Raw genomic sequence first — 16,686 nt, forward strand, 5'->3', positions numbered from 1 at the left:
CGGCGTGGACCGCGTCAGGCCTTTTCCAAGGTGCACTGCAGCGGATGCTGGTTCTGGCGTGCGAAATCGATGACCTGCGAAACCTTGGTTTCCGCGACTTCATAGCTGAACACGCCGCATACCCCCACGCCGCGCTGGTGAACCTGCAGCATCACGCGGGTCGCATCTTCGATGTCCATGCGGAAAAAACGCTGAAGGACAAGCACGACGAATTCCATCGGCGTGTAATCGTCGTTCAGCATCAATACCTTGTAGGGGGAAGGCGTTTTCGTCCGGGTTCGCGTGCGGGTGGCAACGCCAAGGCCGGTGCCTTCGTCGGCATCGCGCTGATCGCCACCAGCCGACAGGATTTTGAACTCGTCCCCGATCATGTACATGGCCCCAATTATGCTATTCCGGCGCGCCCGCGGCAAGATGGTGCGCCGTTCCAAAACGACAATCTCGTAACCCATAACGCATAAAAAAGGCGGCCGCTCCGTTGCCGGAGGACCGCCTTTTTCCTGTTCGAACGTGCTTACGCGACGGTTGCGAGGCCCTTCATGCGATCGGCAGCGACCGAATAGCGGCTGGTGATCGGCTCGGCGACATCGCCGGCGAGCTTCACCATCGTCTCGCTGACCTTAGCGCTTTCCGCGACGAAGCTGTCGAAGGCGCTCTTCGCGAATTCGCTCTGCAGGCGGAAGAAATCGGCCGGGGTCTTGGCTTCCGACAGGCTGCGGAGCGTCGCCGAGGCTTCCTCGAACCGCTTGCGGCCATATTCGGCGGCGTCCTGGCCGAGCGCTTCGGCGCCCTTGGCCGCGACCTTCGACGACGCGACGAGCGCTTCCACGTTGCCGCGGGCGAGATCGGTCAATTCCTCGACGATCTTCTGCGTCTTGTCGGCCGCGACCTTCGCGCGGTCGTTCACGTCGGCAAAGAAAGCCTGGGTCTTCTGCGCGGCATCCTGAGCCGCCTGGGTCGCTTCGTTGGTCATGTTCGCTTTTCCTTCATTGCTCTTACGGGCGCGCGCGGCACCGGCGGCAGCCGCACCGGCCGCGGCGGCAACCGCCGTGGCCACGACAGCGGGCTTCCGCACCGTCTTCACCCTGGATTTCGTGTCAGCCATAAAACAAACCTCTTATGCTGCACTGCACAATAATGCCTTGCGGTGGCAATTTCAAGAGAAATGCTGCACTGCAATATCAGTTCACACGGATGAACCGGCTGTCGTTCCAAAGCAGCGATTGCGCGCCTGGATCAAAGCGCAAAAATTCTCGCTTTTCAGCCAGGTTGGAGGTGCCCGCAAAGACGCCTTCCACGGCGGGAGTTAACCGGACCGAATAGGCGCCAAGGGCTGCCACAAGACCTCCCCCGTCCCTCAGGACCGTCATCTCGCCGAGAGCGGGGTGGAGGTAGCGGCCTACGTAATGCGCGAGGACTTCGGGGGCAGGCTGCCAAGTCCAGCCGCCCCATTTGACGTCGGTACGGTCCTTTGCCTCCCGCGACGCGCGGCCCGCCGCCTGCTCCGCCACGATCTTCGCATAATCTGCGGCAAACGCGGCGGGGTCCGATGCGAAGGTGGGGTCCGCCAGGGCTTTCACGAAAGCGTCCTGCAACTTCGCGGTCAACCCTCCAGTCATGCTGTCGCTGTTGGTCAGATAGGCGAAGCCGACGCCAAAGGCTGGTACGATCAGCATCCGCGACCGGAAACCTGTATAGCCGCCGCCATGCGTCAGATAGGTGATGCCGTGCGCGGTGCACCGCGACCAGCCGAGGGCATAGCCGTCGCAGCTTTGCCCTTCGTTCGTTTCCGCAGGATGCGGAAGGACGGCATGGGCGGCACGGAAGCTGCCGGCGGACAGGCCCGTGCCTTCGAGATGGGCCTGCAGCCAACGCGCCATGTCGTTTGGCGAGGTGACGAGGCCTCCTGCCGCATGCATCAAGGCGTCCGTCTTCATCGGAAAGGCGTGCCAGCCCTGCGCGGTCCATTGATGCGCGGCGGTGACGACTGGAAAATCACTGCTCCGCGCCGAACTGTGGCGGAGGCCGAGAGGCTGGAAGACATCGCTCGCCAGCCAGTCCTTCCATGACCGCCCCGTCTCCTTTTCGAGGATGGCGCCATACATCAAATAACCGAGATTGGTATAAGAGAAGCCCGGCTTCCGCAGGGTCGAATGGGAGGCGAGAAGCGCTGGATAATCGGCGGCGGCGACTTCGTCCGTATAGGCGGTTCGGAAGCTCAGGGGCGAGTTCTCGAACAACAGGCGGTGAGTGAGCAAGTTGCGTAGCGTCACTGCGTTCGTGTCCGTGCCGGGAATGCGCAGGTCCGGCCAATGGTCGGCGATCGTGCTGTCGAGCTTCAATATGCCCTTCCGGTCCAGTTCTGCGGCGAGCAGGCCCATATAGGCCTTGGTCATCGACGCGATGTAGAAAGGCGTGTCGCCATCGGCCTTGGCGCCGGTGCGGACGTCGGCCACGCCGTCGACGACGATGACGGGCTTCATCCCTCTCGCCACCGCGATGAAGGCAGCGGCGGGCGCCGCGCCCGGAACGGTACGGGTCGCATCGGCAAGCGGCCGGACACGGCTTGTTGCGCGGTCGAAATCCTGATGCCGAGGCGCGGCAATGCCGGGTGATGCCGCCGTCAGAGCGGTTAGAGCGGAGAGGTGAAAAGCAAAACGCATGAGTTGATACCCGATGATTAGAAACTGGTGCGTTGCTACGGGCGTGGCCCGGGTCCGTCTTGAACCGATGTAACCTTAAAGGAGAAGGGTTCGAAGCCGGTGGGGATTAAGCCCGGTCTGCTTTCGCAACGTGCGCGTCATATGGCTCTGGTCGGCAAAGCCCGCCGCGGACGCCGCATCGGCGAGGGGGTTGCCGGCCAAGACGTTGCTCAAAACCCGTGCCGCCATGCAACGCTGACGATAGAGGCTCGGCGCAATGCCGAAAGCACGCTGGAAAGACCGAGAGAAGTGCACGCGGTGAACGCCCGCTTGCGCCGCCATATCGGAAATGTCGGCTTCCGCAGGATCATCGGCGATCCTCTCGCGCGCCCGGTGCAACCATCCAGGCCCCAATCTTCCGACGTAATCGCTGTCCTGCTCATGGGCCAGAATGTCCCAGAAGAAGTCTTCGCAGGTTCCTCCATTTCGCAAGGCGGTGCCGATCAGATTCATCAGAGGCACGGATAATCCCCGCCACCGGCAGGGTTCAGTCCAATCGAACGGGCCGTGTTCCGCGCCATCGGCGAAATCGAAAGCGAGCATCAGCGCGCCATTCTTGCCGAAGGCTGCGGTATGGCGAATACCCGCAGGCTTGATGCCGCTCGCCGGAACGGACACGTCCGCTTCGCGCCGACCTACGATCTCCAAAGCATCGCCGAGGAGCAGGAAGGAAATCTGCGCTTGGCGGTGCTCATGCTCGGCATGGCGCACATTCGCGCCATAATGGACGAGACGCGCGGTGAAGGCTGCCGTCTTGCACAACAAGCGAGCCCGCCCCTCTGCTCGCATCAGGGCGTTCGCACGTAGGTGCCAGGCGCGTCTTCCAACGCCTTCAGCTTGCCCTTGCCGGGAATGCGCGCCTTGGCGGCGGGAATTTTCTTTCCCGACCGCGTGCCGATCCAGGCCAGCCAATCGGGCCACCAGCTGCCCTTCGTCTTGGCTGCGCCCGCGATGAAATCGTCCAGCGTCTCCACCGCATCGTCGTTCGTCCAATATTGATATTTCTGCGCCTCGGGCGGGTTCACGACCCCCGCGATATGGCCGGACCCGGCGAGGACGAAGCGGAGCGGGCCGTTGAAATGATGCGTGATCTTCCACACGCTCTTCGCCGGAGCGATGTGGTCCTCGCGGCCCGCCTGGATGTAGGTGGGCGTTTTTACCCGAGAAAGGTCGATCGGCACGCCCGCGACCTCCAGGGCGCCGGGCTGGACGAGCTTGTTGTCGCGATAGAGGTCGCGCAGATAGGCTTGGTGCCACTTGGCGGGCAGGTTGGTCGTATCGCCGTTCCAGTGGAGCAGGTCGAAGGGCGGATAATCCTCGCCCTTCAGGTAATTGGCGGTGACGTAGTTCCACACGAGATCGCGCCCGCGCAGCATGTTGAAGGTGGCGGCCATGTAGCGGCCGTCCATCACGCCTTTTTCCGCCGATAGAGCCTCGATCATCCCCAGCTGCTCGTCGGTGACGAAAAGGGAGAGATCGCCAGCATCCGAAAAATCGACCTGGGCGGTGAAGAAGGTGGCGCTGGCGACCTTGTCCGCCTCACCCGTCGCCTCGAGATAGGCGAGCGTCGCGGCGAGCGTCGTGCCCGCGACGCAATAGCCGATCGTATGGGCGGCGGGAACGCCGAGCAGGTCGCGCACCGTGTCGATAGCATCGACCTGACCCTGCAGAACGTAATCGTCCATCGTGACCCCGGCGAGGCTCTCGTCCGCCGACTTCCACGACACGACGAAGACGGTGAGGCCCTGTTCGACCGCCCAGCGAATGAAGCTCTTCTGCGGGTTAAGGTCCAGGATGTAGAAACGGTTGATCCAGGGCGGGAAGATGACGAGCGGCGTTTCGAACACCTGCTCGGTCGACGGGCTATATTGGATGAGTTCGTAGAGCGGCGTGCGCTTCACGACCTTGCCGGGCGTTACCGCGATGTTGCGGCCGAGCTCGAAGGCATCCTCCGCCGTATGGGTGAGCTGTCCCTTCTCGATATCGCGGAGCATATGGGTAAGGCCGGTGAGCAGGCTTTCGCCCTTCGTCTCGACCGCGCGCTCCAGCACTTCGGGGTTGGTCAAAGGGAAGTTGGACGGGCTCATCGCATCGAGAAAGGCCTGAGTGGCGAAACGAAGCTGCTCCTTCTGCTTTGGATCCAGGCCTTCCGCGGCGTCCACGCTGCCGAGCATGCGGTCGCAGATGAGGAGGTAGCTTTGACGGAGCAGGTCGAAGAGCGGGTGCGCTTTCCATTGCGCCGCCGAAAAGCGCCGGTCGCGATCGGCCCGCGCCTCGATCGCCTTCCTTTCATCCGCCGAACCGGACAGCATCTTTTCCCAAATGGACAGACCTTGCGTCCACAACTCGGCCTGTGCCTTGGCGAGCTTTCCGGGGTCGGTCAGGTCACCGGCATTGGGCCAAAGCGCGTGCAGCGCGGGGAATGTCCCGACATGCTCCTGCATCTGATCGACCTGCCGCGCGGCGAAGCCGAGCATCATCTCCTGCGCCTGGGCCATCAGCTGCGTCCATTGCTGGACGCCTTCAAGACCGATCGAAGGGCTATCCTTGTCCTGCGTCATCTTCGCTCTCTCCGGCACCGGATGTTAGCGGAGGCAAGTCCCGGATGCCAGAGAGGGAGTCAGGCGCTGAAGATGCGGATCGCGCCTTAACGCCGCGTCACCCGGATTTCCGCGGCGCGCTGTTGATCGGGAAGGGTGAAGCGGATCGTCTTCGCCGCGGCATCGCGGTCATGCCGCAGGGTCTTGCCGCGTGCGCTCACCTGTCCGTCGCCGTCCCAGCCATGCACCGTGACCGCAATGTCCTTCCACCACGGCGCATAATCGCCCTGGCGCTTGTCGAACGCGATGCGCAGGCCGTCGCCGGTGAGGGTGCAGCGCACGGTCTGGCGGAGATATTGGCCCTTGAGATGCCCCAGCGTCCGGCCATCGTCGAGATAGAGTTCACCCCGGCAGTCCGCCCCCGGATAGATGTCGAGCGACAAGGGGCCTTGCGGCGTTTCGGACGTGCTTTGCACCAGCGGCTGGCGCGGCAGGATCGTCCCGGCGCGGACGAAGACCGGAAGCCGGTCGAGACGCGGCGTTTCCTTCGCGATCGTGAAGCGGGTTTCGCCCTTGGGCGCCTCATCCTTTGCGGGCAGGCCCGACCAATAATCATACCACCCCCCGGCCGGCAGGCAGACGTCATAGGTTTGCAGCGATTCCGGCTTGCCCGATGGCGCCACGAGCAGATCCTTGCCGACGGTGAAAGTCATCGACTGGTCGCACCCGGCGCTCTGCATGGCCGGATAATCGTAGAAAACCGGCCGCATGATCGGATCGCCGGTCCGCGAATTGAGCTCGGCGAGCCCGTAGAAATAGGGCATCAGGCGATAGCGTTCCTCCACCGCCCTGCGGCGCAGGGCGAGATGGTCCGGCCCGTCGACCCAGGGCTCGGTCCGCGGCGCGTTGTTCGCGGCGTGAACCCGGAAAACCGGGGTAAAGGCGCCGATCTGCATCCAGCGCGTCAGGAGATCCGGACTCGGCCCGCCGGTAAAGCCGCCAATGTCGGCCCCGCTATAGGAAAAGCCGGATAGGCCGAGGTTCAGAAGCTGCTGCACCGACAGTTTCAAATGGTCCCAGGTGGAACTGTTGTCCCCGGTCCAGGTCACGCCGTAACGCTGCCCGCCCGCATAGGTGGCGCGGGTCATGACGAAGGGCCGCTCGTCCGGGCGCAGCCGTTGCAGGCCTTCGAACGTCGCACGGGCATTTTCCATGCCGTAAATATTGTGCGTTTCGGCATGGGAGGCGTCGCGGGCGGCGAAATCGTCCGTGGCGATACGATGCACAATATCGAGCGGCATCGTCTTGGTCGGGGTTTGGAAGATCGCCGGTTCGTTCATGTCGTTCCAGAAGCCCGCAATGCCGGCATCGGCGAAATCCTTGTAGAGATCGCCCCACCAACGCCGCGTGTCGGCACGGGTGAAATCCGGGAAGACGGACGGGCCGGGCCACACCGGCGCGATGTAGCGGGAACCGTCGGGATTGCGCAGAAAATGGCCGCCGGCATCGCCGCTGTCATAAGGCGCGTAACCCTGATCGGGCGCGTTCGCGATGTGAAGATCAGTGATCGCCACGAGCTGGACGCCGTCCTTCTTCAAGTCGCGGGCGAGGCCGGCAATGTCCGGGAAGGTCGTCTTGTTGGTGGTAAAGGGCCGGTTGCGGTCCTGATAGTCGATATCGAGCCACAGGACGTCGGTGGGCACCCGTTCCTGCCGCAGCCGTCCGGCAACCTCGCGCACCTCCGCGTCGCTCATGTAGCTGTAGCGCGATTGCTGGAAGCCGAGGCCCCATTGCGGGACGAGCGGCGCCTTGCCGGTCAGATCGGTATAGCGGCGCGTCACGTCCGCGGTGGAAGGGCCCGCGATGAGATAATAATCGATCGGGCCATTCTCGCTCCCGAAGGCCAGCGTCCGATCCTCGCGATGCCCGAAATCGAACCAGCTCCGCCAGCTATTGTCGAGGAAGAGGCCATAGCTGCCGCCCGCGCCGCCGGTCGCGATGAAGAAGGGGATCGCCTTGTAGGTAGGATCCGTGGCGGACCCATAACCCCAGGCGTCCGTGTTCCAGAGCACGTAGCTTGCCCCGCGCCGGTCGAAGGGCCCGGTCTTGTCGCCGAGACCGTAATAACGTTCCCTCACCGGCATCGCCTTGCGGAGCGTGAATGCCGCGCCTTCGGTGCGAAGGGGTGTGGCGGCATCTTCTGAAATGATCTTTCCATCCAGGTCCGATACCGTCACCCGCAATGTCGCGGGATCGATGCTGACCCGCAGCGATTGCGTGGCGAAGCCATTGGCGGACGGAGCGACCGCCACGCTCCGGTTCCGGACATCCTTGGCCACCGCCCAGCTCGCATCCTCCGGAAACGTGCCGTCCGGGGCGATGCGGATCCGCAGGATCGCATCCGTGATCGCCGTCACCCTGACGACGGCCGCGCCCAGCCTGGCCTCCACGCCGTCACGCCGGAAGGAGAGGGAGTGTTCGGCGGAAGGCGGGGATGCGGAGGCCGGAGCGCCTAAGAAAGCACTGGACGACAACAGGGCCAGAACAAGCCCGACATTTGCTAACCGCACGAAATACCCCCTCCAAAATCAAACGTGCAGTTTCGTAGGGGCTTCGCGGTCTCGATATCAAGCGGAAACAGGATGCGTGGAGACCGCCCAATCCGTTCCGTAATCGCGCTTGAGCCTGGAAACGATGGTGACCCCTACGGGAATCGAACCCGTGTTTCAGCCTGGAACTCAAAAATCCTTTGTTTTCAATAGCAGTTGCCCCTTTGAGGCGCAAAACCTGATCATTGCTTATCAATGGCTTACGGGCGAGGGGGCAACAAAGCGTTGTTTCTCTGGTCTAGATCAGAGGCGGCGTGTTGTCCTCGAAGGCGCGAAAGATCGATTGCAGTAACAAATTCATCTCAGGAAAAGACCTGCGTAGAGTACTTGGGCTACTGCCAGCCTCTAGGGATGCCAAAAATGCAGAGCAGATAGCGTCCTTATCGTCGACCACTCCCTGGTAACGCTCTACGTTGTCCTTCCATTGGCTCCAGCGAATCGGCCGTAAAGTTCCTTCGGGTGTGATAAGTGACGAGCGACCTAGAAAGAGCTCAATTGGAGCCGCCGAGCCATTCACGTCCATGCGAAGGCGTCCGCTAGGGCCCAGTGTTGGATAGCTTCGCGCCAACTTCGTGTTTGGTAACATCATTAGGCGAACATTTCGGGGAAAACGAATACGGCTGAGACTCTGAATCGCTTCAGCGCCAGCCGCATCATTGTCAAACAGGGCCAAAAGACGGTTCTGTATTCGGGCGCCTGAGAGTATCTTTACCATGCGCGCGAGAACCGATGCGCCGCCTTCAATCCGAAATTCCTCGAAATCGATGAACTGATATGCGTCGGCGTACTCAGGATAGAAGGCCTTAAGCGCAGCTGTGATTATCCTTGTGTCTGATTTACCCTCGGTAAGAACGATGATCTTGCCTTCGGGGAAATCGGCGAACTCCGCCGCTCCTTCTTCCGCGATCTGGTGCGGTGTTCGAGGATCATCGTCATCATCGTAGAGGAAGCTACAATCCATCCACACTTGGGACGAAGGAAAGGCATCGGATAGAAGGGCTAGTTGAACGAGAACATCGTTGGGCGCCCCGAGCAAGCTCATGATGTGCCAAGGCTGGTGGCGGCCAGTAATCACCTTGTCTGGTGAAGCCTTCTCCTGTCTACGAACTAGTTCCAGCCAATCTGACAGAGAAGTAGATGCCATCAGCGCAAGATCAGCGCTAATTTGGCTATCCTCACCTCGTGCAAACTTCTGATATGTTTCAACTTGGTGGAGCCGTGAAACCTCCCAGGAATGTGCACAAAATTCAGGTGTGTAGCCTTGGATCATTAGCCGTTTTCGGACGACCTCTGCAGGGGCTAGAAAGTAGCGATACGTTTCTGGAGGCTCGATGTAGTATTGATCCGAGACGTCTCGAACCACCTTATGTGTAGAATTTCGAGGGCGTCGAAAGAAGTCCGCCTCGTAGAACACGTGATCCGTACAATTCTGCCAGCCCATGTAATTGGCGTCCGGCACCGCCGTTCGGCCAACATATATCTCAATTTCGGTCCCCATGCTGAATGATAGCTCGCTATTCTCATGGTGTCATTGATGAGAGGCTAAGAGGCAGTCTATTCTGAACGCCACAACGGCCGCGTTCTCCAATCCGCAGGAAAGCCCATAGCGACTTGCCCTCCTGTAGGGTGACGTTCGACGAGCGCGGCGACATCAATTGCCCATGTTGATGCAGGGGCAACCGTGCGGATGACGTGTGCTATTAGGGTAAGTGCATTGTATAGCTTCGCCGGTGCCTGTGCGGCCGCAAGGTCTAGGGACTTGTTTAAATCGTCGGGCTTCTTTGCAAGTTTCGGAGGCTGCAAAAAGCCACGATTCCACAGGCGGCCATGATGGGCGCAGATATTACGGATGTCAGTAACATGGCGAACCAAAGGTACCAACACAGTCTCCGGAAGTCCAAGCGGCTCGGAAATCCTATTGCGCAATGCGCGATCATTAAGGTTTGAATACCATCTGGAGAGTTGTCCGAACGACATCATCTCCGCAACCATCCACACGGCGGGTAGATTGGGAATATCATAGGTTGCGCGATAATGTTCGATGTAGGTCTCTGCTGAGGTCTTCACTGCGTTCGTAAGCTTACGAAGCCCCCGGCTAAATTCCTCCTGATCTCGATATAGATCTTGGTTCAAATATCCGTGCGGGCCACTGGAATGAGCAAGTTGGTAAGCCCAGCTACCCCTAAGGGCCACTTCGACGTGCTCGGAACCCCGCATTACGAGGCGCCGGAGATCACGATCAAAGTCGTAGAGAGCCGTCACCTGCTCGAAATATGTGCCCGGTAAGAAGCGTGAACCGGTTGAACCCTTGGGGTGCTCGAAAGCGAGCCAATAGGCGCTAAGGCGGTAATAGCTTACGTGCGTGATCCAGTATGCTGCGCGAGCCTCATCTACGATGATCATTCCATGTGAACGCAGATGAGCGATCTGTTGATCTATCGAGAGTACGGGTTTGTTAAAGGTGCGCCCCATTAGGCCATAGCCTAGGCGGAGACTTCCAAAAACAAAAGACCCGCCAAGTGTGCATGTCCTTGCGAACAGAGGCCTGGCGGGTGCGATTGACCGTCACATAGGGCTAGAACGCCCCGTTTTCAACTGAAAGTTGAATTGCGTTGTCGCGGGAGGTTGCGCTTTACGATCCACAAAGGGGGCAAAAAATTTCGTTTGCCCCCGCTCGAAAGAGCAGGATAGGCGCAGAAAATCCAGCAAAATCAATATGGTGACCCCTACGGGAATCGAACCCGTGTTTCAGCCGTGAAAGGGCCGCGTCCTAACCGCTAGACGAAGGGGCCATCTGGAGCGCCGCATGGCGCGTCATTGGGCGGGGCTGCGATTAGGCGAGGCGGGCGTCAGGGTCAAGCGGGGGACGTGCATTTTCTTTGCGCCGCCAAACCATCACGCGATCAATCCGCCCAGGCCGCATCGTCCAGGTGGATTTCGGCGGCGGGGCGGTCGTTCCAATCGTCGCGCTTGATCCGTCCGGCGATCCACAGCTTGCGGTCTCCCGGAGCGGCGAGCAGGGTCTGGCCGAGCATGCTGTCCGCCAGCCGGAAGCCGATCGCCTTGATGCGTCGCCCGTCGTCGCCCGACACGATCAGGCGCAGATGCCCTTGCCCGACAATGTCGGCCTTGACGACCCGCACCGGTCCGGCGGCGACGCGCGGGCCCGGCCACCCCGCGCCATAGGGGCCGCCCGCTTCAAGGGCGTCGCAAAGCGCGGGATGGACGCCGCCCGGCGCCAAGACCGCGTCGAGAAGGAGGGCGCGGTCGTCGCGCGCGCGCGCGACATCGGCCGCCAGCCGGTCGTCGAGAAAGTCGGCGAGCGCGTCGAGGCAGTCGCGCGCGACGGTGAGGCCGGCCGCCATGGCATGCCCGCCGCCCGCCACCAGAAGGCCGCTGTCCTTGGCCGCGAGAATCGCCGCGCCGAGATCGACCCCGGCGATCGACCGGCCGGAGCCCTTGCCGATTCCCGCTTCGTCGAATGCCACGACGATGGCGGGCCGGCCCAATTTCTCCTTGAGGCGTCCGGCGACGATGCCGATGACTCCGGGATGCCAGCCCGCGCCGTGGACCAGGGCGACGGCGCGATTATCCTGCCCCGCGGCTGCGGCCTCCGCCGCTTCGCAGACCAGCATCTCGATCGCGCGCCGTTCCTGATTGTAGCGTTCCAGTTCCTCGGCCAGCGCCGCCGCTTCGGCTGGATCCTCGGTGGTGAGGAGGCGGACGCCGAGATCGGACTTGCCGACCCGCCCGCCCGCATTGATGCGCGGGCCGAGCGCGAAGCCGAGATCGGTGCAGGTCGGCGCGCGGTCGAGCCGCGACACCTCGATCAGGGCGGCGAGGCCGATGTTGCGGCGCTGCGCCATCACCTTCAGGCCCTGCGTCACGAAGGCGCGGTTGAGTCCCTTCAACTGCGCGACGTCGGCGACGGTGCCGAGCGCGACGATGTCGAGCAAGTCGACGAGGCGCGGTTCCGGCCGTTCCGTGAAGAATCCGCGCCGCCGCAACGTCCGGATCAGGGCCGCGCCGAGCAGGAAGGCGACCCCGACGGCGGCGAGGTGACCGTGCGCGGCGGCGTCGGCTTCCTCATCCAAACGGTTGGGATTGACGAGCGCGAAGGCATTGGGAAGCGCGCTCGCGCATTTATGGTGGTCGACGACGATCACCTCGATCCCCGCATCCCGCGCCATGTCCAGCGCCTCGAACGCCTGCGCGCCGCAATCGACGGTGACGATCAGTTTCGCGCCGCCTTCGCCGATTCGCACCAGCGCTTCGCCCGACGGGCCATAGCCTTCCATCAGCCGGTCGGGGATATAAGGCGTAGCTTCAAGGCCGAGGTCGCGGAGCAGGCGGATCAGCAATGCGGCGGAGGTCGCGCCGTCCACGTCGTAATCGCCGAAAATGGTAACGGGCTCGCGCGCCTGAACCGCATCGGCGATCCGATCCGCCGCCTTATCCATGTCCCGGAAAATCGACGGATCGGGCATGAAGCCGCGGATGGTCGGCGTCCGGTGCCGCTCCAGATCCTCGCGCGAAACCCCCCGCGCTAGCAGGAGCTGGGCCACCAGATCGTCCGGCACGAAACCTTGATCGAGCGGGTCGCACCCCGCGCCGCGCCACCGCCAAGGCTGCCCGGATATCGAGCGCGCGACGCCGCATACATGCATGAAATCGGATGGAGCGGGGCGGAGGTTCACGCTCTCTTCCTAAGCCATTGCAGGCCGGAACGGAATCCTTCCCAGCGAAAAGCTGTGGAAAAATCGCGGCCCCGAATTGCGGGAATGCCTAAAATCTGTTCTCTTTATGTTCTATGCGACTCGATATGGATCATCCGCTGCGATTCCTGTTTATCGACTTCAACGGCTATTTCGCCGCGGTCGAGCAGCATGACGATCCCGCGCTCTTCGGCAAGCCGGTGATGGTGATCCCGCTTCCCTCCGAACATACCGGCGCGATCGCGGCGAGCTATGAAGCCAAGGCGCTCGGCATCAAGCGCGGCACGACCGTCCGGGAAGCGCGCGCAATGTGCCCCGGCATCGCGATCCGGCCTGCCCGGCACGAGCGCTATGTCGAAGTGCATGGTGAATTGATGGAGGAGATCGGGCGGCATCTGCCGGTGACGCGCGTCTATTCGATCGACGAATGCGCCTGCCGCCTCAGCCGGGACGAGCAGAATGCGGAGGCCGCCGTCGCCAAGGCGCTGGAGGTGAAGGCGGGGATCAGCCGCAATGTCGGCCCGGCGCTCCGCTCCTCCATCGGCATCGCCGCCAGCCCCCTGCTCGCCAAGCTGGCATCCGAACTGGAGAAGCCGGACGGGTTGCAGGTCGTCCATACGCAGAGCTTGCCGGATGCCCTCGCCAAGCTGCCGCTCCGCGCCATTCCCGGCATCGGCGAAGGGGTCGAGCGCCGCCTGGCCAAGGCGAAGGTCACGGATTTCGAAAAGCTATGGCATCTCCCGCCCAAGCAGGCGCGGGCGATCTGGGGATCGGTGGTGGGGGAGCGTTTTCTTTACGCCCTGCGCGGCCACGACATTCCGGACGAGGCGCCCAAGGCCAAGAGCATGATCGGCCACAGCCGCGTCCTCTCGCCCGAGCATCAGCGCCCGCCCGAGGCGCGCATCGTCGCCCGTGCCCTGACCCTGAAGGCCGCGAGCCGCCTTCGCCTTTACAAGCTGCATGCCTGCCGCATGAGCCTCGGCATCGCGCTCCGACCGCGCGGCTGGCTGGAGTTTGAGAGCCACTTTCCGGCGTCTCAGAACAGCTGGACCTTCCTGCGCGAACTCGACGTCATGTGGGTGCAGGCAGTCCAGGCGCTGCAACGCTCAGGCCTGTGGAAGGGGCGGATGGGCACCGTCTATGTGAATTTCAGCGATTTTCGCACCCAGGGCCGCGATCCCGACCTTTTCGCCCCGCCCGGCGCGGAAGCGCGGGAGGAGAAGGAGGCCTTCCTTTGGGCCGCCATCGACAAATTGAACCGCGCTTACAAGAAGCAGACGGTGACGCTCGCCTCGCAGCGCGGGCTGGACCTCAATTATCTCGGCGTGAAGATCGCGTTCAGCCGCGTGCCGGAGGCGGCGGAGTTTCTGTGCTGAGCCGTCCTTTACGTGCTCCTGCGAAAGCAGGAGTCCCGTTTCACGATCGGCGCCGCTGGGCTCCTGCTTTCGCAGGAGCACATGTGATCAGGCTGGTCCTACTCGCAATGATGGCCTGGTTCGTGGCGGTGCTCGCCTTTTACCCAGCGCACGGTGCCGGTGCTGGCGCGCATCACGACGCTTTGGGTGGTGATGCAGCCCTTGCGGCGCTTGACGCCCTCCAGCAGCGAGCCGTCCGTCACGCCGGTCGCGGCGAAGATCACGTCGCCCTTGGCGAGGTCTTCCAGATGATAGATGCGGTCGAGATCCTGAACGCCCCAGCGCGCGGCGCGGGCGCGTTCATCCTCGTTGCGGAAGACGAGGCGGCCCTGGAACTGGCCACCGACGCAGCGCAGCGCCGCGGCCGCCAGCACGCCCTCGGGCGCGCCGCCCTGGCCCATGTAGATGTCGATCGTCGTATCGGGATCGGTGACCGCGATCACGCCCGCGACGTCGCCATCCGGGATGAGCATGATGCCGCAGCCCAGCGCCCGGAGCTCGGCGATCAGCTTTTCATGACGCGGGCGATCGAGGACGCAGGCGATGATGTCGGAGGGCTGGACGCCTTTGGCGGCGGCGAGCGCGCGGATATTGTCGGCCGGCGATTTGGCGAGATCGATGGTACCGTCGGGATAGTCCGGGCCGATGGCGATCTTGTCCATGTAGACATCCGGTGCGTTCAAAAGCCCGCCTTCCTCGGCAATGGCGAGGACGGCGAGGGCATTGGGACCGGCCTTGGCGGTGATGGTCGTGCCTTCGAGCGGATCCAGCGCGATGTCGATGCGCGGACCGCTGCCCTGCGCCGCGCCGACCTTTTCGCCGATATAGAGCATCGGCGCTTCGTCGCGTTCGCCTTCGCCGATGACGACGGTGCCGTCGAATTCCAGCTGGTTGAGCGCCTCGCGCATCGCTTCCACGGCGGCATGGTCGGCGGCCTTTTCATTGCCGCGCCCGATGAGCTTCGAGGCGGCAACCGCCGCCGCCTCCGTCACGCGCACCATTTCCAGAACCAGCACGCGATCGAGCGCATTTCCAGCCATATGTCCTCATCCTGTCTTGTTTGCCGATGCCGATAAGGGAGGGGCGGGGCAATGTCGAGGCGCGGCGCGAATGGATAAGGCCGCATTAATCTGGCTGAAAGCCGTCCTATGATTGATAACGGCTTGAGTCGTCGACCCGATCCATGGGGTTCGTCGACTAGAAGAGGAATTCCGCTGTAATTTCAGTCGATAACAGAGGGGGAGATTGCTTATGACGATATCGACGTTTCGCGCGGCTCGCGCGGTGAAAATTGGGTTGCTCGGCCTGGCCGTCATGTCCGCCGGCGTTGCGCAGGCGCAGATCAAGCTGACGCCGATCGAACGGACCGGCAAGGCGAGCGGGCCTTATGAAGAAAATGCCAAGCCGGTGAAGACGGCGAAGGCCAAGCCCTGCAAGAAGAAGGGCGGCGGCTTGTTCGGCGCGATCAAGAAGACTGGCCTTGCGGGCGTGCTGGCCAATCATGCTGCCGGAGGCGGTCTGGGCGGCGTGGTCGCAGGTGAAACGACTCGTGTCGCCGTCGATGAAGCGGCTACGGCCGAAGAAAATATGAAGACCGGTTGCTGACCGGTTTCATTCCTTCTGATTGGGCTGGCGCGTCCAGCCAACGCAAGAAAGACAAGCCATGACGTTCACTTCTTCTCTTTTCAGCGCCGCCGCAGCCGCTGCTCTCCTTGCCGCCGCCACGCCGGCCGCGGCCGGCATTTCGCCCAGTGGAACCATTGAAGGCGTTCAGAAAGTCACCAATGCCGCTTATGAAGGCTTTCCGACTTTCGCTTTCAGCATTTCCAGCTTCGGCGCGGCGTCGGACGGGCATTATCAGATGGTGGTCGACGTCATCAACAAGGGTAAGTCCACCGCCGGGCTCACTGCTTCCGAACTCAAGGTGACGTTGCTGAACGAGCGCGATGAATCTCGCGTGAATTGGGGCGAGCTTTACGACGGCAAGGCCATCGGGCCGTCGGGATCGTTCCCCCCCATCCAGGATACGATCAAGCTGGGGCCGGGCGAGAAGGCAAAAATCAAGCTCGGTTTCCCGAACACCAAGGGCTTCAAGCCCAAGAAGCTGATCTTGCAAGACGTCGATTCCAAGAACACGGTGACTTACGCCATCAGCAATTGAGCCTTTGAAAAACGAAGATTGATGATGCCCTGCCCGCGCTTTGCTGGCAGGGCATTTTCATGCGCAAAATCAGTTTCCAGCCGGTCGCCGACAGCCAGAGCCGGATCCTCATCGTCGGCAGTCTTCCGGGCGAACAATCGCTTGCGAAAGCGGAATATTATGGAAATCCGCTGAATCAATTCTGGCGGCTGATGAGCGGGGTCATCGAACGGCCGCTCGTGCCTCTCCCTTACCTTCAGCGATTGGAGGCCTTGCGGGCCGCGAAAGTCGGGCTTTGGGATGTCGTCGCATCGGCGCGCCGGGCGGGAAGCCTCGACGCCGCCATTCGCGATCCGGAGACCAACGATCTGGCGGGATTGGCGGCAGCGCTCCCGGCGCTCCGTGCGGTCGGCTTCAACGGCGGTACCGCCTTCGCTGCCGGACGGCGCCTGCTGGCCGGAAGCGCCCTGGTTCTTCTTCCCCTGCCGTCGAGCAGCCCGGCTTACACGCTTTCCTTCGAAAGCAAGCTCGAGAAATGGATGGAATTGCGCGCCTTCCTCTAACC

At 62.4% G+C, this 16,686-nt stretch carries 14 protein-coding genes and 1 tRNA gene; 4 read left to right on the forward strand and 11 right to left on the reverse strand.

Features of this window, described 5'->3' with window-relative positions:
* Positions 1-14: 14 nt before the first annotated feature.
* The 10 genes from clpS to recJ all read right to left on the reverse strand — a co-directional run bounded on the left by clpS (position 15) and on the right by recJ (position 12,518).
* Complete coding sequence (gene clpS / locus IC614_RS11465; RefSeq protein ID WP_404829128.1) at positions 15-377, reverse strand: ATP-dependent Clp protease adapter ClpS; 363 nt, start codon at positions 375-377, stop codon at positions 15-17.
* 137 nt (positions 378-514) lie between these two features.
* Positions 515-1,105: a phasin family protein gene (locus tag IC614_RS11470; protein WP_200971594.1), complete on the reverse strand. Its 591-nt coding sequence runs from the start codon at positions 1,103-1,105 to the stop codon at positions 515-517.
* A gap of 76 nt (positions 1,106-1,181) precedes the next feature.
* A complete protein-coding gene (locus tag IC614_RS11475; RefSeq protein ID WP_200971595.1) occupies positions 1,182-2,663 on the reverse strand; it encodes a serine hydrolase in 1,482 nt (493 codons plus the stop codon).
* Positions 2,664-2,738: 75 nt separating this feature from the next.
* Positions 2,739-3,413, reverse strand: a complete 675-nt coding sequence (locus tag IC614_RS12290) for a helix-turn-helix domain-containing protein (protein WP_207791119.1) — start codon at positions 3,411-3,413, stop codon at positions 2,739-2,741.
* 77 nt (positions 3,414-3,490) lie between these two features.
* Positions 3,491-5,263: a PHA/PHB synthase family protein gene (locus tag IC614_RS11490; RefSeq protein WP_226372651.1), complete on the reverse strand. Its 1,773-nt coding sequence runs from the start codon at positions 5,261-5,263 to the stop codon at positions 3,491-3,493.
* A gap of 86 nt (positions 5,264-5,349) precedes the next feature.
* Positions 5,350-7,692, reverse strand: a complete 2,343-nt coding sequence (locus IC614_RS11495) for a glycoside hydrolase family 31 protein (protein ID WP_264175498.1) — start codon at positions 7,690-7,692, stop codon at positions 5,350-5,352.
* Positions 7,693-8,089: 397 nt separating this feature from the next.
* Complete coding sequence (locus IC614_RS11500; RefSeq protein ID WP_404829129.1) at positions 8,090-9,121, reverse strand: hypothetical protein; 1,032 nt, start codon at positions 9,119-9,121, stop codon at positions 8,090-8,092.
* Between the two features lie 284 nt (positions 9,122-9,405).
* Positions 9,406-10,323: an Abi family protein gene (locus IC614_RS11505; RefSeq protein WP_200971599.1), complete on the reverse strand. Its 918-nt coding sequence runs from the start codon at positions 10,321-10,323 to the stop codon at positions 9,406-9,408.
* A gap of 245 nt (positions 10,324-10,568) precedes the next feature.
* Positions 10,569-10,643 (reverse strand) — tRNA-Glu (locus IC614_RS11510).
* Positions 10,644-10,754: 111 nt separating this feature from the next.
* Positions 10,755-12,518, reverse strand: a complete 1,764-nt coding sequence (recJ, locus tag IC614_RS11515; RefSeq protein WP_200973212.1) for a single-stranded-DNA-specific exonuclease RecJ — start codon at positions 12,516-12,518, stop codon at positions 10,755-10,757.
* A 143-nt stretch (positions 12,519-12,661) separates the two neighbouring features.
* Here recJ and IC614_RS11520 point away from each other — a divergent pair, with 143 nt between their 5' ends.
* Positions 12,662-13,942 (forward strand): Y-family DNA polymerase, encoded by a 1,281-nt coding sequence (locus IC614_RS11520; protein WP_207791120.1) that lies wholly within the window; start codon positions 12,662-12,664, stop codon positions 13,940-13,942.
* Positions 13,943-14,040: 98 nt separating this feature from the next.
* Here IC614_RS11520 and glpX read toward each other — a convergent pair whose 3' ends face one another.
* Positions 14,041-15,021, reverse strand: coding sequence for a class II fructose-bisphosphatase (gene glpX / locus IC614_RS11525; RefSeq protein ID WP_200971601.1), 981 nt, complete (start codon positions 15,019-15,021; stop codon positions 14,041-14,043).
* A gap of 211 nt (positions 15,022-15,232) precedes the next feature.
* Here glpX and IC614_RS11530 point away from each other — a divergent pair, with 211 nt between their 5' ends.
* Genes IC614_RS11530 through IC614_RS11540 form a run of 3 tightly spaced genes read left to right on the forward strand, consistent with a single transcriptional unit; the run spans position 15,233 to position 16,684 of the window.
* Positions 15,233-15,586, forward strand: coding sequence for a hypothetical protein (locus tag IC614_RS11530; RefSeq protein ID WP_200971602.1), 354 nt, complete (start codon positions 15,233-15,235; stop codon positions 15,584-15,586).
* 19 nt (positions 15,587-15,605) lie between these two features.
* On the forward strand, positions 15,606-16,142 hold the full coding sequence (locus IC614_RS11535) for a hypothetical protein (protein ID WP_200971603.1): 537 nt from the start codon (positions 15,606-15,608) through the stop codon (positions 16,140-16,142).
* Positions 16,143-16,201: 59 nt separating this feature from the next.
* A complete protein-coding gene (locus tag IC614_RS11540) occupies positions 16,202-16,684 on the forward strand; it encodes a DNA-deoxyinosine glycosylase (protein ID WP_200971604.1) in 483 nt (160 codons plus the stop codon).
* Positions 16,685-16,686 lie beyond the last annotated feature (2 nt).

The organism is Sphingosinicella flava (assembly GCF_016025255.1).
Taxonomy (GTDB): domain Bacteria; phylum Pseudomonadota; class Alphaproteobacteria; order Sphingomonadales; family Sphingomonadaceae; genus Allosphingosinicella; species Allosphingosinicella flava.

What these genes read in the sequence shown, in the direction of transcription:
- IC614_RS11505 (WP_200971599.1), bottom strand. Translation starts at nt 10,323, where the DNA reads ATGGGGCGCACCTTTAACAAACCCGTACTCTCGATAGATCAACAGATC.
- IC614_RS11530 (WP_200971602.1), top strand. Translation starts at nt 15,233, where the DNA reads ATGACGATATCGACGTTTCGCGCGGCTCGCGCGGTGAAAATTGGGTTG.
- recJ (WP_200973212.1), bottom strand. Translation starts at nt 12,518, where the DNA reads ATGCATGTATGCGGCGTCGCGCGCTCGATATCCGGGCAGCCTTGGCGG.
- IC614_RS11520 (WP_207791120.1), top strand. Translation starts at nt 12,662, where the DNA reads ATGCGACTCGATATGGATCATCCGCTGCGATTCCTGTTTATCGACTTC.
- IC614_RS11540 (WP_200971604.1), top strand. Translation starts at nt 16,202, where the DNA reads ATGCGCAAAATCAGTTTCCAGCCGGTCGCCGACAGCCAGAGCCGGATC.
- IC614_RS11470 (WP_200971594.1), bottom strand. Translation starts at nt 1,105, where the DNA reads ATGGCTGACACGAAATCCAGGGTGAAGACGGTGCGGAAGCCCGCTGTC.
- clpS (WP_404829128.1), bottom strand. Translation starts at nt 377, where the DNA reads ATGTACATGATCGGGGACGAGTTCAAAATCCTGTCGGCTGGTGGCGAT.
- IC614_RS11500 (WP_404829129.1), bottom strand. Translation starts at nt 9,121, where the DNA reads ATGATCCAAGGCTACACACCTGAATTTTGTGCACATTCCTGGGAGGTT.
- IC614_RS11490 (WP_226372651.1), bottom strand. Translation starts at nt 5,263, where the DNA reads ATGACGCAGGACAAGGATAGCCCTTCGATCGGTCTTGAAGGCGTCCAG.
- glpX (WP_200971601.1), bottom strand. Translation starts at nt 15,021, where the DNA reads ATGGCTGGAAATGCGCTCGATCGCGTGCTGGTTCTGGAAATGGTGCGC.
- IC614_RS11475 (WP_200971595.1), bottom strand. Translation starts at nt 2,663, where the DNA reads ATGCGTTTTGCTTTTCACCTCTCCGCTCTAACCGCTCTGACGGCGGCA.